General features: G+C 65.6%; 12 protein-coding genes. 4 read left to right on the top strand and 8 right to left on the bottom strand.

Annotation, left to right across the window (positions count from 1 at the left end):
* Positions 1 to 76: 76 nt before the first annotated feature.
* Positions 77 to 1,660 (bottom strand): aldehyde dehydrogenase (NADP(+)), encoded by a 1,584-nt coding sequence (locus QCE62_RS31675; RefSeq protein WP_309926705.1) that lies wholly within the window; start codon positions 1,658 to 1,660, stop codon positions 77 to 79.
* Positions 1,661 to 1,852: 192 nt separating this feature from the next.
* Here QCE62_RS31675 and QCE62_RS31670 point away from each other — a divergent pair, with 192 nt between their 5' ends.
* Positions 1,853 to 2,788 (top strand): LysR family transcriptional regulator, encoded by a 936-nt coding sequence (locus QCE62_RS31670; protein WP_309926704.1) that lies wholly within the window; start codon positions 1,853 to 1,855, stop codon positions 2,786 to 2,788.
* A 12-nt stretch (positions 2,789 to 2,800) separates the two neighbouring features.
* Here the strand turns inward: QCE62_RS31670 and tam are convergent, their stop codons facing one another.
* Positions 2,801 to 3,580, bottom strand: a complete 780-nt coding sequence (tam, locus tag QCE62_RS31665; protein WP_309926702.1) for a trans-aconitate 2-methyltransferase — start codon at positions 3,578 to 3,580, stop codon at positions 2,801 to 2,803.
* A 318-nt stretch (positions 3,581 to 3,898) separates the two neighbouring features.
* On the opposite strand from tam, the gene QCE62_RS31660 reads away from it, so the two are divergent.
* Positions 3,899 to 5,134 carry a HAMP domain-containing sensor histidine kinase gene (locus QCE62_RS31660; RefSeq protein ID WP_309926700.1) on the top strand — a complete coding sequence of 412 codons (1,236 nt, stop codon included), beginning with the start codon at positions 3,899 to 3,901 and terminating at the stop codon, positions 5,132 to 5,134.
* Between the two features lie 83 nt (positions 5,135 to 5,217).
* On the opposite strand, the gene ahpF is transcribed toward QCE62_RS31660, so the two are convergent.
* Entirely contained in the window at positions 5,218 to 6,804 is a 1,587-nt protein-coding gene (ahpF, locus tag QCE62_RS31655) for an alkyl hydroperoxide reductase subunit F (protein ID WP_309926698.1), read from the bottom strand.
* 142 nt (positions 6,805 to 6,946) lie between these two features.
* Positions 6,947 to 7,510 carry an alkyl hydroperoxide reductase subunit C gene (gene ahpC, locus QCE62_RS31650; protein WP_309820620.1) on the bottom strand — a complete coding sequence of 188 codons (564 nt, stop codon included), beginning with the start codon at positions 7,508 to 7,510 and terminating at the stop codon, positions 6,947 to 6,949.
* Positions 7,511 to 7,566: 56 nt separating this feature from the next.
* Between ahpC and QCE62_RS31645 the strand changes: the two genes are divergently transcribed.
* Both QCE62_RS31645 and ribA read left to right on the top strand, forming a co-directional pair.
* Entirely contained in the window at positions 7,567 to 8,418 is an 852-nt protein-coding gene (locus tag QCE62_RS31645) for an NADPH-dependent F420 reductase (RefSeq protein ID WP_409017961.1), read from the top strand.
* Positions 8,419 to 8,592: 174 nt separating this feature from the next.
* Complete coding sequence (ribA, locus tag QCE62_RS31640) at positions 8,593 to 9,261, top strand: GTP cyclohydrolase II (RefSeq protein ID WP_309911040.1); 669 nt, start codon at positions 8,593 to 8,595, stop codon at positions 9,259 to 9,261.
* Positions 9,262 to 9,288: 27 nt separating this feature from the next.
* Here the strand turns inward: ribA and QCE62_RS31635 are convergent, their stop codons facing one another.
* The 4 genes from QCE62_RS31635 to QCE62_RS31620 form a co-directional block, all read right to left on the bottom strand.
* Complete coding sequence (locus tag QCE62_RS31635; RefSeq protein WP_309926692.1) at positions 9,289 to 10,020, bottom strand: 2OG-Fe(II) oxygenase; 732 nt, start codon at positions 10,018 to 10,020, stop codon at positions 9,289 to 9,291.
* Between the two features lie 88 nt (positions 10,021 to 10,108).
* Positions 10,109 to 10,612, bottom strand: coding sequence for a hemerythrin domain-containing protein (locus tag QCE62_RS31630; RefSeq protein WP_309926690.1), 504 nt, complete (start codon positions 10,610 to 10,612; stop codon positions 10,109 to 10,111).
* 41 nt (positions 10,613 to 10,653) lie between these two features.
* Positions 10,654 to 13,047 carry an ATP-dependent DNA helicase gene (locus tag QCE62_RS31625; RefSeq protein WP_309926688.1) on the bottom strand — a complete coding sequence of 798 codons (2,394 nt, stop codon included), beginning with the start codon at positions 13,045 to 13,047 and terminating at the stop codon, positions 10,654 to 10,656.
* A gap of 41 nt (positions 13,048 to 13,088) precedes the next feature.
* Positions 13,089 to 14,504: a PLP-dependent aminotransferase family protein gene (locus tag QCE62_RS31620; protein WP_309926686.1), complete on the bottom strand. Its 1,416-nt coding sequence runs from the start codon at positions 14,502 to 14,504 to the stop codon at positions 13,089 to 13,091.
* Between the last annotated feature and the right edge of the window lie 338 nt (positions 14,505 to 14,842).

The following is a 14,842-nucleotide window of genomic DNA, read 5'->3' as shown; positions in this document are numbered from 1 at the left end:
TGTATCGCTCCCCAAAAGCAACACGGGCCGCAGCGCGCGTGACGCGCAGCGGCCCGTGCTGAAACCTTGAAAGCGCTTACTTCGCCAGTTGCAGCGTACCGTCGATACGGCGGTTCAGGCCGAGCGGGTTCTCCGTCTTGAGGGCGTCGGGCAGCAGCGCGTCAGGCAGGTCCTGGTAGCTGACCGGGCGCAGGAAGCGGTTGATCGCGAGGCTGCCGACGGAGGTCGAGCGGCCGTCCGCCGTCGACGGATACGGGCCGCCGTGCACCATTGCGTGTCCGACTTCCACGCCCGTGCCGAAACCGTTCACCAGGATGCGGCCGGTGCGGCGTTCGAGCGCGGGCAGGAAGGTGCGGGCGTCGGCGTGATCGGCTTCATCGATATGCAGCGCCGCCGTCAGCTGGCCTTCCAGCGATTCGATCAGCTCGCGCATCGCGGCGAGGTCCGGGCAGCGCACCACCAGCGACGACGCTCCGAAAATCTCTTCCTGCAGTTCATGGCTCTTGCGGAATTCATCGGCGGTGGTCACGAACAGCGCCGACTGGCCCTGGTTCTCGCCCTTCTGCTCGACGCCGCGCGCGGCGGTCGTCACGCCCGCGTGTTCGGCGGCGCGCGTCACGGCGCCCTGATAGGCCTTGCAGATGCCCGGCGTCAGCATGGTTTGCGCGGCCGTTTCCTTGAGCGCCGTAGCGGCGGCTTCGATGAACGCGTCGAGTTCCGGACCGTCGATGGCGAGCACCAGCCCCGGATTCGTGCAGAACTGGCCTGCGCCCATCACGAGCGAACCCACGAACGCCTTGGCGATGCCTTCGGCGCGGTTCTTCAGCGCGCTCGGGAACAGCAGGACCGGGTTGATGCTGCTCATTTCGGCGTAGACGGGAATCGGTTCGGCGCGGGCCGCGGCGAGCTTCATCAGCGCCGTGCCGCCGCCGCGCGAGCCCGTGAAGCCCGCCGCCTTGATGCGGTTGTCCTTGACGAGACCCTGGCCGATGTCGCGGCCGCTGTCGAACAGCAGCGAGAAGGTGCCTTCGGGCATGCCGCAATCCTTCACGGCCTTTTGCAGCGCGCGGCCGACGAGCTCCGACGTGCCCGGATGCGCCGAGTGCGCCTTGACGATGACCGGGCAGCCGGCGGCCAGCGCCGATGCGGTGTCGCCGCCGGCGACCGAGAACGCGAGCGGGAAGTTGCTCGCGCCGAACACGGCGACCGGGCCCACGCCGATATGACGCAGACGCAGGTCGACGCGCGGCAGCGGCTTGCGTTCCGGCTGGGCCGGGTCGATGCGCACGCCGAGGAAATCGCCGTTACGGACCACGCCCGCGAACATGCGCAGCTGGCCGACGGTACGGCCGCGCTCGCCTTCGATACGCGCGCGCGGCAGGCCGCTTTCGATCATGCAGCGCTCGATCAGGTCGTCGCCGATGTCGAGAATGTTCTGCGCGATGGTTTCGAGGAAAGTGGCGCGGGCTTCGGGCGAGGTTTCGCGATATTGATCGAACGCCGTCCACGCGAGCGCGCAGGCCCGTTCGAGGTCGTCGGCCGTGGCGCCGCCGAAAGCCGGTTCGATGGCCGCGCCGGTCGATGCATTGACGGCCTTGATGGAGCCGTTCGAGCCGAAGCGCGATTCCTGGCCGATGAGCAGGTTGCCTGTGAGTTGCATGATGTCTCGTCCTTGCTTGAATGGATTCATGGCGGCCCGTTGGTGCCTGTCGGTGCCAGTTGTACGATGACCGCTCCCTGCGCCGACTATACGGCCTCCGACGCCGGGCTGTATAGTGAAACCTTTCCATCGCATGATCGCTTTCAGGAATCACCCCGGGCGCGGCGGCCACGTCGCGCGGGGCGCCAGACCATGAAGAACACACTGGACGTGCTGATGTCGCGGCTGCGCATGAAGCAGCTGCAATTGCTGATCTCGCTGGACGACCACAAGTCGCTGCACAAGGCGTCGAGCGCGATGGCCATGACGCAGTCAGCCGCCAGCAAGGCGCTGGCCGAGCTCGAATCGATGCTGGAAGCGCCGCTGTTCGAGCGCGCCAAGACCGGGCTGATTCCGAATCCCTTTGGCCGCTGCGTGGTGCGTTATGCACGCGTGCTGGCCGCCGATCTGAACTCGCTCTGCCATGAATTCGCGCAGATCCGCGCAGGGACGGGCGGACGGCTGACGGTCGGGACCATCATGGGCGCGGTGCCGGGCGTGGTCGCGCCGATCGTCAACGAAATGCACGCGAAGCATCCGGATCTCGCCATCGAAGTGCTCGAGGACACGAGCGCGCGCATGCTGCCGATGCTCGACGACGGCCGCGTCGATCTCGTCATCGGCCGCTCCAGCGTGTCCGATCAGCCGTCGAAGTATCACTACCAGCCGCTGATGGACGAACCGTTGTGCATCGTCGTCGGGCAGGGGCACGAGCGCACCGGCGCGCGCGAAGTGGGCTTCGCCGATCTCGCGCACTACCGCTGGGTGACCTATCCCACCTATATGCCGATGAGCGCGCTGCTCGAACGCGAAATGGACCTTGCCGGCTTGCCGATGCCGGTCAATCCCATCTCCACGGCCTCGCCGCTGCTGACGGTGAGCCTGCTCAAGCAGAGCGCCGAGCTGGTGTCGATCCTGCCCGCCAGCGTGGCGCGCGAGTTCGAGCGCCACGGCATGCTGCGCATCCTGCCGGTGCGGATGAAGTCCAAGTCGCAAACGTTCGGCATCGTGACGCGCAAGGGCGGGGCGCTGTCGCCGGCGGCGCGGCAGTTCGCGCAGATGCTGCGGGAACAGAGCCGCGTGCAGTGACGTTCAGTGCGCTCAGCGCGTCGCGACGATGAACAGCCGCGGAAAGGGCAGCAGCACCGTGCCGTCGTCCTGCACCGTGCAGGCGGCGCGCAGGCCTTCGCGATAGCGGTCGAGGAAGGCCTCGGCTTCGTCCGCATCGAGCTTCGCGAGGAACGGCCGCAGCGCGCTGCCCTTGAACCATTCCACGATGCCTTCAATGCCGCTTTCGAGCGGATGGTGATACGTGGTGCGCCACACGTCGACCTGCGCGCAGTGCGGCTTGAGCCGCGTGTAGTACCACTCGGCGCCGTGCCGCGCCGTGCGCTCGACGCCTTTGAGCTTGCCGCGCCAGGGGCCGTCGGCGGCGGCTGCGCGCATCGCCTGGTGCGCGGGTTCGTCGAGATTGTCGGGCATCTGCACCGCGAGCCGCCCGCCCGGCGTCAGCCGGGCCGCGAGCGACGGAAACAGCGTCGCGTGATCGGGCAACCATTGCAGCGAGGCGTTCGCGAGAATCAGGTCGTACAGGCTGTCGGTGCACCATGCGCCGATGTCGGCAAGCTCGAACGCAATCTGCGGCAGGCGCTTGCGCGCGGCGTCGAGCATGTCGGCGGAGTTGTCGATGGCGGTGATGTGCGCGTCGGGCGCGAAGTCGAGCAGCGTCTGCGTCGAATTGCCCGGGCCGCAGCCGAGGTCAACGGCCGTGCGCGCCGTCGCGGCATGCGTGGCACTGAGCAGATCGCGCACGGGGCGCGTGCGCTGTTCCTCGAACACGGAGTATTGCGCGGCTTGCCAGTCCGACGAGGGCGTCGTCATGTGAGGCTCCATTCATGTGGGTCGAAAGATGGCTATATCCGAAAGGATACATATCCGTACGCGTGATTTGGTTCCCTGCCAGCCGGCGCTCTTGAAGGACATGCTGACCTGGCGCACGTACAGCTTACCGATACGCCCATCGTAAAGCCCAAGTTAACGCTCGGAATTACCCCTTTGTGAACAGGCATCGTCCTATACTGGCGTGGCGTTCGCGGGCGCTGGCCGACCCCAGGCAAGCCGCCCCGGCGCAGTGCTTTCGACTGTGAATCAGGGTTCCTTGCGCGGCTTCATGCGGCGCCCTCAAACGGAAATCGGCAGATGAGCGACACGTCAGTCGGCAGCTCGAACGGCCTCGTGGCCGCGCTGCGCGCACAGCAGCAGACGCTTACCGAGCAATGGATGAAGCTCGTGTTCGGCGATCAGGAAGTCGAACACTCCGACCAGCTCACGTACCGGCAACTCGCGGATCATCTGCCGGACATCTTCAATGAAATCTGCATCGTGCTGGAATCGCGCAATATGCGCGACCAGGAAGGCGCCATCGAACGCAATGCGCGCCAGCATGGGCAATGGCGCTGGCAGCAGGGCTATCGTGTCGATGAACTGGTGCGCGAGCTCGATCTGTTCCGGCAAGTGCTGCTGCTCGCGATCGGCGAGTATGCGAGCACCCATGACGATTTCTCCCGCGCCGACGAAGAACATGCACGCCTGATGACCGACGAAGTGGTGAGCTTCGTCACGCTGGCGTCGATCCGCGAGGCGGTGGGCGAGCGCGATCGCAAGCTCGACGAATACACCGGCATGCTCGAGCGCGCCAACTACGAGCTGACGCTCAGGCAGAAGCTCATCAGCGAACTGTATGAAACGCGCATGCAGGTGACGCGCCGCGTCGCCCACGACCTGCGCAATTTTCTCAACGTGTTCTCCACGGCGCTGCAACTGGCATCGCGTTCGCCGGCGAAGCGCGACACGGCGCTCGGACTCGCGAACCGCCAGGTCGCCGACATGGCGACGCTCGTCGACGAAATGGTCGAATACTCGAAGGTTCTCGGCGACGATTCGCTGCTGACCGTGGAGTCGTTCGATCCCGTCGGCCTGTTCGACGAACTCATGCAATCCTGCCGCGTGTCCACCGAGGCCAAGGGGCTCAAGCTCATCGGCCAGCTCGACGCCGATCTCGGCGCGGTGACCTCCAACCGCCTGAAGGTGAAGCAGGTTGCGCTGAATCTGCTGTCGAACGCGATCAAATACACGTCGGCGGGAGAAATCGTGTTTTCCATGTCCGCCGTGCCCGGCGAGCGCTGGAAGCTGCTGGTCGCGGACACGGGCGTCGGCATTGGTCCGGACGATCAGGAGCGCGTGTTCGAGGAGTTCGAGCGCGCCGCCGATGACGATATCCCCGGCGCGGGACTCGGCCTGGCGATCGTCAAGGAACTGTCGCGGGCGCTCGACGGCGAGTTGCGTTTCGACTCGGCGAAGGGCCGCGGCAGCGTGTTCGAGGTGACGTTTCCGCTGGTGCTCGAACCGAAGCCTGCCAACGGCGCTGCCTCATGAAACAAAAAAAGCGAACGGGCTGCCCCGTTCGCTTCCGGTCCTCGTGACAACAGCCCGCATGCGAGGCATGCGGGCCGCGAGCATTACGCCGTCACGGCTTCTTCGACCACTGCTTCATCGTCCACCGACGAGCGGATCAGGTGATCGAACGCGGAGAGCGATGCCTTCGCCCCTTCGCCGACCGCGATCACGATCTGCTTGTACGGCACCGTGGTGACGTCGCCGGCGGCGAACACGCCCGGCAGCGAGGTGGCGCCCTTCGCATCGACGACGATCTCGCCGTGCTTCGACAGCTCCACCGTGCCCTTGAGCCACTCGGTGTTCGGCACCAGGCCGATCTGCACGAACACGCCTTCCAGTTCCACGCGATGGCTTTCGCCCGAGGCGCGGTCCGTATAAGCGAGCGCGTTGACCTTCTTGCCGTCGCCGAAAATTTCCGTGGTCTGCGCATTCGTCACGATGGTCACGTTCGACAGGCTGCGCAGCTTCTTCTGCAACACGGCGTCGGCGCGCAGCTCGGTGCCGAACTCGATCAGCGTCACCGCCGCGACCAGACCCGCGAGGTCGATGGCCGCTTCCACGCCCGAGTTGCCGCCGCCGATCACCGCCACGCGCTTGCCCTTGAAGAGCGGGCCGTCGCAGTGCGGGCAATAGGCCACGCCGCGGCCGCGATACTCGCGCTCGCCCGGCACGTTGATTTCGCGCCAGCGCGCGCCGGTCGAGAGAATCACGGTCTTCGCCTTCAGCACCGCGCCGCTCGCGAGATGGATCTCGTTGATGCGGCCCGGCACGAGCTTGTCGGCGCGCTGCACGTCCATCACGTCGACTTCATGGTTCTTGACGTGCTGTTCGAGCGCCATCGCGAACTTCGGTCCTTCCGTTTCCTTCACCGAGACGAAGTTCTCGATGGCCATCGTGTCCAGCGTCTGACCGCCGAAGCGCTCCGCGACGACGCCCGTTGCAATGCCCTTGCGCGCCGCGTAGATCGCGGCCGCCGCGCCGGCAGGGCCACCGCCGACGATCAGCACGTCGAACACCGGCTTGTTTTCCATTTCCTTCGCGGCGCGGGCCGGCGCGTCCGTGTCGAGCTTCGCGAGGATTTCCTTCACGCCGCTGCGGCCCGAGCCGAAGCTTGTGCCGTTGAGGAACATCGTCGGCACGGCCATGACCTGGCGGTCTTCCACTTCCTTCTGGAACAGCGCGCCGTCGATGGCCACGTGCTTGATGCGCGGATTGATGAGCGCCATCATGTTCAGCGCCTGCACGACTTCCGGGCAGTTCTGGCACGTCAGCGAAAAATACGTTTCGAAGGCGAAATCACCGTCGAGATTGCGGATCTGTTCGACGGTCGAGTCGTCGAGCTTCATCGGATGGCCGCCGGTCTGCAGCAGCGCCAGCACGAGCGACGTGAATTCGTGGCCCATCGGGATGCCGGCGAACTGGATGCCCGCAGGTTTGCCCGGCTCGCCGATGGTGAACGACGGCCGGCGTGCGCCCGCATCATCTTTCTGGACGACGCTGATCCGCGAGGACAGCGAGGCGATGTCGTCGAGCAGGCCTTTCAGCTCGCGCGATTTGTCGCCGTCGTCGAGGAAGGCGACGAGTTCGATCGGCCGGATGACCTTTTCCAGATAGGCTTTCAACTGATTCTTGAGATTGGCGTCGAGCATGGCGAGGTCCGTTCCGTGACTGGTACAGGCGTGCTTCGATACGGCGCTGAAGTTTTCAGCGCCGCAGCGTAAGCGTTGGGGTGTTGCTGGACGCGCCGCTTGCGCGCGGTGCGTCCCATTCGACTCGCTGGAGGCGCGGGTCTTAGATCTTGCCGATCAGGTCGAGCGACGGGGTCAGCGTTTCAGCGCCCGGCGTCCACTTGGCGGGGCACACTTGACCCGGGTTCTTGGCGATGTACTGGGCTGCCTGAACCTTGCGGAGCAGTTCGCCAGCGTCGCGGCCGATGCCGTTGTCGTGCACTTCGCACAGCTTGATCTCGCCTTCCGGGTTGATCACGAACGTGCCGCGCAGCGCCAGGCCTTCTTCCTCGATCAGCACGTCGAACGCGCGCGAGATGGCCAGCGTCGGATCGGCGATCATCGGGTACTCGATCTTCTTGATCGTGTCCGACGTGTCGTGCCATGCCTTGTGCGTGAAATGCGTGTCGGTCGACACCGAGTAGATTTCCACGCCGAGCTTCTTGAACTCTTCGTAGCGGTCTGCCAGATCGCCGAGTTCGGTCGGGCACACGAACGTGAAGTCCGCCGGATAGAAAACGAACACCGACCACTTGCCCTTCAGGTCTTCATCGGTGACGGTCACGAAATCGCCGTTGTGGTAGGCGGTTGCTTTGAACGGCTTGACTTGGCTGTTGATGATGGGCATTACCAGTTTCCTTTTGGAGTGGTGTTGAAGAAGTAAGTGAACTATACAGTAAAGCTATCGTTGCTGCGAAGTGGATTGATTTTATTGTCGGGATAGGGCGAGTCTATCGGGCCGATATTGGATGTTTTCCCGCATACGGCATTCTGATTGCACGCATCGGTCGCGGTTCCTTTTTAGCAGCTTTTTACATTGTCAATATTCAAGGAGGCGTCATGAAAATCGGCATCATCGGAGCGGGGAATATCGGGGCGGTGCTGGCCCTGCGCTGGAGCGAGAAGGAGCACGACGTGCGTATCGCCAATTCGCGCGGCCCGGCGACGCTGGCCGACGTGGCGCGCGAGACCGGCGCGACGGCGGCCGAGGCGCGTGACACGGTAGCGGGCGCGGAAGTCATCGTCGTGACCATTCCCGAGGCCGAGGTGCCGAATCTTCCGAAGGACCTGTTCGCGGGCGTGGCGGCGGGTGTCGTGGTCATCGATACGGGCAATTACTATCCGCGGCAGCGTGACGGGCGTATCGACGGAATCGAACAGGGGCTGCCGGAGAGCCGCTGGGTCGAGCAGCAGATTGGCCGGCCGGTGGTGAAGGCGTTCAACAACATTTATGCGGACCATCTGCGCAATCGCGGCAAGCCGGCGGGCGAAGCGGGGCGTATCGCGCTGCCGGTCGCGGGCGACGACCCTCAGGCGAAGGCGCTCGTCATGCGGCTGGTGGAGGAGATGGGCTTCGATGCGGTGGATGCCGGAACGATCGACGATTCCTGGCGCCAGCAGCCGGCTACGCCCGTCTATACCGCCGATCTCGACGCCGCCGGCTTGCGGGCCGGGCTCCAGCAGGCGGATCCGGTGCGCAAGCCCGAATGGCGCGCCACCGACGCGAGTCCGGGCACGTTCGACGCGCCCGCCTGAGGCCGCGCGGGGGTGAGGGTGTTTCGTGCGTTGGAACGTTCGTACGGGTTAATGCGGGAGACGGCGCACCTCATGAGACAATCGGGCAGACTTTCCTGATGGGCTTTATCATGGCAACCCCGGCTGGCGCGTGCTGTCTGGCCTGACCGGGCGTCGTGGACTTGCTGATTGACTATGAAAACCGCTTCTCCCTCGCAGGATGTGCAGGATCCCCAGCCCCGTTTTGGCGAGTGCGACGCATGCGCCGATGTCGAACTCGTCGCCACCGCCACCATTCCCACCCGCTACGGCACCTTCGGTTCGTATGTGTATCGCGTGAAGCATACGAACGTCGAGCACATCGCCTTCGTCATGGGCGACGTGAGCAACGGCGATTCGGTGCTGACGCGGCTGCATTCCGAATGCGTGACCGGCGATGTGTTCGGCTCGTATCGGTGCGATTGCGGCGAGCAGCTGGATCTCGCGCTGCGCTACATCGCCGCCGAAAGCCGCGGCATCCTGCTGTATCTGCGTGGGCATGAGGGCCGTGGCATCGGGCTGGCCAACAAGATCCGCGCGTATGCGCTGCAGGAGCAGGGACTCGATACCGTCGATGCGAACCTGCACCTCGGCCTTCCGGACGACGCGCGTGAGTACGACTCCGCCGCGGCCATCCTGCGGGCGATGAAGGTGAAGTCCGTGCGCCTGATGAGCAACAACCCGTCGAAGTTCGACACGCTGCTCAAGCATGACATCCCGGTATGCGAACGCGTCGCGCTGGCAATTCCGATGCGTGAGGAAAACGAGCGCTATATCAAGACGAAGCAGGCGCGGTTTGGGCACTACTTCGAGGAGAACGAGTAGCGTGAGTAAGCTCGACTGGGCGCCCCCTCAACTCGCGTCGTGAAAAATCACCCCGAGCATATGCCGCCGACCCGAGCGCAGGCGGCTCACGCCGTGCCGGAGGTTCACCCGATACGGCCCGCGCGTCCCCTGCACCGGCCGATGATGCACGGCAAACAGCACCGCATCGCCCTGACTGAGCGGCACCACTTCCGCGCGCGATTGCATGCGCGGCCGCTGTTCCGTCATCACGAACTCGCCGCCGGTGAAATCGCGTTGCGGCGCTGACAGCAAGATGGCCATCTGGATCGGAAAGACGTGCTCGCCGTACAGGTCCTGATGCAGGCAGTTGAAGTCGCCCGCCACGTAGCGCAGCAGCAGCGGCGTGGGGCGCGTCTGCCCTGCGCGATGACAGCGGTCGATGAACGCATCGTGTTCGCGGGGATAGCGCGTGTCGATCCCCATGATCTCGTTCCACCGGTTCGCCACCGGCACGAGATGCGGATAGACGGCGCGGCGCATCTCGCCGATCACATCAGGCAGCGGATGCGCGAAGTACTTGTATTCGCCGCGCCCGAAACCGTGCCGCTCCATCACGACGCGGCTGCGGAAGCCGCTTTCGCGATCGTAAAGCGCGGCCAGCGCCTCGCACTCCCCGCGCGAGAGCAGGCCTGGCGCGGTCGCTGAACCGAATGCATCGAGTTGTGCTTCGAGGCTGGCCCAGTCGAGCGCGTCGATGCGCTCGCTGACCGCCGGCGGCGCTGACACAGACAAGTTCATGCTGGATCTCCGAAAAAGCGTGATTCTGCTCGCCACGCGCGCGTCACGCACTCCGGGTCTTGCGCCGCAATTCAAGAACGCGAATGGTCTAGTGCGGCAGCGCCGTCATGGCTGTCTCGTCGATACGCCCTCGCAGCGCGTTTCGCCGCGCGTCCATCCGGGCGCCGAGCGTGACGAGATCGAGTTGCGCGCGGCGAAGTTCGGGAAAGAGCGTCGTTTCTTCTTCCGCGACATGACGCCCCGCATGTTCCTTCAGCATCCTGAAGGTGGCGTCGAAGCCGTCTTCGCCGGCCGTGAGCGACGCCAGGCGATCGATCAGCGAAGTCATCAGGAAATGCTCGACATAAGCTTCGTCGACGTCGATGTTCCCCTGTGCGGCGAGCGCGTCCTGAGCCATCGGATAGAGTAGTTCTTCTTCGACGATCGCATGGATCGTCAGCAGTTCGCACGCGCGCTGCACCAGCGATTGCTTGTGTTCCGGCGCGGCGGCGCCGGCGCGGTCGAAGGCATCGAACAGCTGTTCGAGCGCACGGTGATCGGCTTCGAGCATGTCGAGCGCGTCCGGATGTCGCGGGGAGTGAACGGTGGACATGTGGGGGTTCTCCAGATGAGGGCTCTACGGCCTGGCAGGGATCACGTGTGTTCCCGAGGTGCCGAAGAGAAGCAAAGCGAATGCCCGCGATTGCATCGGTTAACGGCGGCATCGCGCCGGTCTAAATGGTCGCTGCCGATCTGCGCCAGGTCACGATGTCGCAGCACCTTCACCTGCCACCACGCCGGCAGCAGACGCCGCACCTCGGCGCGTGCGAAGCGATCGTCGATCAGGTACAGCACGCCGCGATCGAGCGGCCCGCGTATCACGCGCCCGGCCGCCTGCACCACTTTCTGCAAGCCCGGAAACAGGTACGCATAGGCATAGCCTTCGCCAAAGGCTTCGTGCATGCGCGCGCGCATCTGCTCGTTGACCGGATTCAGCTGCGGCAGGCCGAGCGTCGCGACGAACGCGCCGACCAGCCGCGTGCCCGGCAGATCCACGGCCTCGCCGAACGCCCCGCCCAGCACCGCAAAGCCGACGCCGCGTCCGTCCGGCACGAAGCGCTCGAGAAACGCGTGCTGCTCCGCCTCGCTCATCGCGCGGGATTGCTGCCAGCAGGGAATCGACGGATGCCGTTCGATCAGCGCGGCCGCCACCTGCGTCAGATACTCGAAGCTGCTGAAGAAGCTCAGGTAATTGCCCTCGGCCTGGAAGAACTGGGCGGCGATCAGATCGGCAATGCGCGCCACGGAATGGGCGCGGTCGCGATAACGCGTCGAGACATCGGCGATCGCGCGCACGTCGAGTTGCGTGGCGTCGAATGGCGACTCGACGTCCACGCGCACGCACGACTCGGGCAGGCCGAGCGTATCGGCGTAGAAGTGCGCGGGTGTGAGGGTCGCGGAGAACAGCGCGACGCTGTGAGCGCGCGCGAAACGCGGCGCCAGATGCGGCCCGGGCACCACGTTGCGCAGGCACAGTACAGCCGGACGCTTGCCGCCGTGCGAGCGCTCGAGCGCGATGTCGAAGATCGAATGCGCGCCGAAGCGTTCGGCGATGCGCGCGAAGTGAATGGCATCGAAATAGAAGCGGAGGATCTCGGGCGTGAAGCTGTCGGGCTGTTCGGCGAGCACCTCGGTCATGTGCGAGACCGCCTGAGCCAGCGCGCCGAGGAAACTGGCGGGCGCTTGCGCGTAGGCAACGTAGTCGGTGTCGGCTGCGCGCTGCTCGCGCGCCGTCTCGTTCCAGCAGCGCGCGACGCGGCCGAGCGGCTTCTTCAGCCACGCAGGCGCGCCGCGGCGCATGGCGTCGAAGGCGCGCTGGTCGAGTGCCGCCGAATACATGCCGCGCGCGCGTTCGACGAGGTTGTGCGCCTCGTCGACGAGCACCGCGACGCGCCAGCGGTTCGCCTCCGCGAGCGCGAACAGCATCGCGCTGGTGTCGAAGTAATAGTTGTAGTCGCCGACGATCACATCGGCCCAGCGCGCCAGTTCCTGACTCAGATAGTACGGACAGACGTCGTGCGCGCGCGCCACTTCGGCGATCGACGCGCGGTCGAGCAGAGGACGCTCGAGCGCGGCGGCGCGCGCGCCGGGCAGGCGATCGTAGAAGCCGCGCGCGAGCGGACACGCATCGCCGTGACAGGCGCGGCCCGGATACTCGCAGACCTTGTCGCGCGCGACGAATTCGATGACGCGCAACGGACGCGCGGCCAGCGTCGTCAGCGCGTCGAGCGCGAGTTGCCGGCCGGCGCTCTTGGCGGTGAGAAAGAAGATCTTGTCGAGGTGCTGCCCGTGCCAGGCCTTCAACAGCGGAAACAACGTGCCGACCGTCTTGCCGATGCCCGTCGGCGCCTGCACGACGAGCCGCTTTCCCGACACGGCCGCCCGATACACCGCCTCCGCGAGCGTGCGCTGGCCGGGCCGAAAACCGGCATGGGGAAATGTGAGCGAATCCAGCGCTTGATTGCGGGCCGCGCCGTGCGCCAGTTCCTGCCGCGCCCAGGCGATGAAACGTTCGCATTGCGTGTCGAAATGCGTGGCGAGCGCGTGCGCGGTCTGAGTCTCGACCAGCACGGTTTCGGTTTGATCGACGATGTTGAAGTACACGAGCGCGATGTCGATTTCGGCAAGCCCGAGCTTGCGGCACATCAGATGTCCGTAGACGCGCGCCTGCGCCCAATGCAGGTGACGATGATTGGCCGGCATCGCGTCGAGCTTGCCGCGATGCGTCTTGATCTCTTCGAGCCGGTTCAGCGCGGGATCGTAGCCGTCGGCGCGGCCGCGCACGCTGAGCGGGCCGTGTGTTTCCGCGAGGGAGATTTCCTTCTGGTAACCCGCGGGGCGCCTTGCAGTCACGGTCAGATGACCGGCGATGCCTTCCTGAGCGCTCGGCGCGGGTGTGAAGCGCAGGTCGAGATCGCCTTGCTTCGCCGTGAATTCGCACAGCGCGCGAACGGCAACGGTGTAGGCGGGCTCGGGTACTGTATGCATGTACAGCAGTCTAGCATGGGGAAAATGCGGCGAAGTGACATTCAGGACGCCCCCCGCACCCACTCCCCCAACGCCTTCACCGCCCCTTCAATCTGTCCCGACCACGGATGCCCGAAGTTGATCCGCACGTAATTGCCATGCGCATGACGCGCGGAGAAGATCGGCCCCGGCGTCACGTTGACGCCATGCTCCAGCCCACGCCTGTGCAACTGCATCGCATCGACGTCCGCCGCCAGCCTGAGCCACAGAAAATAGCCGCCCTCCGGCCGCACGAACGACACCTCCGGCGGCAGCCAGCGCGCAATCGCCGCTTCCATCTCGCCGCGTTGGGCGAGCAGGGCGCCGCGCAGCTTGCGCAGATGCCGGTCGAAGCCGCCATGCTGCAAATAATCGGCGATGCCCGCCTGAACCGGAATGCTGGTCGACAGCGTCGTCATCAGCTTGAGACGGCGCACCGCCTGCGCGTAGCGGCCCGCCGCGACCCAGCCGAGCCGGTAGCCCGGCGCGAGCGTCTTCGAGAACGACGCGCAGTGCATCACGAGCCCCTGGGTGTCAAACGCTTTCGCGGGCGGAGGCCGGTCCTGCGCAAAATGCAGCTCGCCGTAGACGTCGTCTTCGATCATCGGCACGTCGTGCCGCGTGAGCAGTTCAACCAGCGCGCGCTTCTTCGCAATCGACAGCGTCACGCCGGTCGGATTCTGGAAATTCGTCATGAACCAGCATGCGCGCACCGGATGCCGGTCGAGCACTTCGGTGAGCACGGCGAGATCCAGTCCTTCTTCGGGATCGACGGGAATCTCGACCGCCTGCAGTCCCAGATGCTCGATCGCCTGAAGCGCGGCGTAGAAGCAGGGCGATTCGATCGCGACGACGTCGCCCGGTTTCGTCACGGCCATCAGGGAGAGCGTGAGCGCCTCCAGCGCGCCGTTCGTCACGATGAGCGTGTCCACCGGCTGCGCGATCCCCATGCCGACGTAACGCAAGGCGATCTGCTGCCGCAGCGTTTCATTGCCCGGCGGCATGTCAGCGACCGTGCTCCACGGATCGAGCCCGCGCGCCGCCTGTCCGAGCGACTTCGCGAGCCGCGCCAGCGGGAACAGTTGCGGTGCGGGGAACGCCGAACCGAGCGGCGCGACATCGGGACGCTTGAGCGCATCGAGCACGGAGAACACGAGGCTGCTGACGTCGATCGGCGCGGGTTCGGCAAGCGCCGTCTGCGCGGCGCCGGCGCGCGGCGCGTCGAGCGTCGCGCCCGGCGTGACGTAGTAGCCCGAGCGCTCGCGAGCGCGGATGAGCCCCCATTCCTCGAGCAGGTAATAGGCGCGGAAGACCGTCGATTGCCCGACCCCGTATTGCGTCGTCAGATGCCGCACCGAGGGCAGGCGCGCGCCGACAGGCAAGCGGCCCGCGCGGATCTCGGCGGCCATCGTGTCGGCCAGGGCCTGGTAGCGCTTCATCGCGTGGTGTGCTGGAGTGGACGCGCATCGGCCGATGCGCGGCGCGAATTGTCGCACGGAGCGTGCGGGGAATATCGCGGCGGAGTCGAGCGTTTGATCAGGGAGCGGCCCATGCGCCGCGCCCATTCTTAACTCGTCCGAAGGTGTGTCATGAAGTGCGCCAGAATCGCCGCGATCGTCGTCGCCTTGCTCGCCGGTCTGCTCGCGGGTTGTCAAAGCGATGGCAGCGGCATGCCGCAGGGTTCGTCTTCAGGCAGCAGCAGCGGCCGGTACTAGGGCCGCCGGTCCGCGAGGCAGGCGCGGTCCGGAGGATAGAATCGGCGTTCCGCACTACGCCG

This window comes from Caballeronia sp. LZ033, assembly GCF_031451265.1.
Lineage (GTDB): Bacteria > Pseudomonadota > Gammaproteobacteria > Burkholderiales > Burkholderiaceae > Caballeronia.
This window is presented reverse-complemented; position numbering and strand designations above follow the sequence as displayed.

Excerpts from the sequence above, each read along its gene's own strand:
- ahpF (WP_309926698.1), bottom strand. The coding sequence starts at position 6,804 with ATGCTCGACGCCAATCTCAAGAATCAGTTGAAAGCCTATCTGGAAAAG.
- QCE62_RS31675 (WP_309926705.1), bottom strand. The coding sequence starts at position 1,660 with ATGCAACTCACAGGCAACCTGCTCATCGGCCAGGAATCGCGCTTCGGC.
- QCE62_RS31630 (WP_309926690.1), bottom strand. The coding sequence starts at position 10,612 with ATGTCCACCGTTCACTCCCCGCGACATCCGGACGCGCTCGACATGCTC.
- QCE62_RS31660 (WP_309926700.1), top strand. The coding sequence starts at position 3,899 with ATGAGCGACACGTCAGTCGGCAGCTCGAACGGCCTCGTGGCCGCGCTG.
- QCE62_RS31625 (WP_309926688.1), bottom strand. The coding sequence starts at position 13,047 with ATGCATACAGTACCCGAGCCCGCCTACACCGTTGCCGTTCGCGCGCTG.
- QCE62_RS31670 (WP_309926704.1), top strand. The coding sequence starts at position 1,853 with ATGAAGAACACACTGGACGTGCTGATGTCGCGGCTGCGCATGAAGCAG.
- QCE62_RS31620 (WP_309926686.1), bottom strand. The coding sequence starts at position 14,504 with ATGAAGCGCTACCAGGCCCTGGCCGACACGATGGCCGCCGAGATCCGC.
- ribA (WP_309911040.1), top strand. The coding sequence starts at position 8,593 with ATGAAAACCGCTTCTCCCTCGCAGGATGTGCAGGATCCCCAGCCCCGT.
- ahpC (WP_309820620.1), bottom strand. The coding sequence starts at position 7,510 with ATGCCCATCATCAACAGCCAAGTCAAGCCGTTCAAAGCAACCGCCTAC.
- QCE62_RS31635 (WP_309926692.1), bottom strand. The coding sequence starts at position 10,020 with ATGAACTTGTCTGTGTCAGCGCCGCCGGCGGTCAGCGAGCGCATCGAC.
- tam (WP_309926702.1), bottom strand. The coding sequence starts at position 3,580 with ATGACGACGCCCTCGTCGGACTGGCAAGCCGCGCAATACTCCGTGTTC.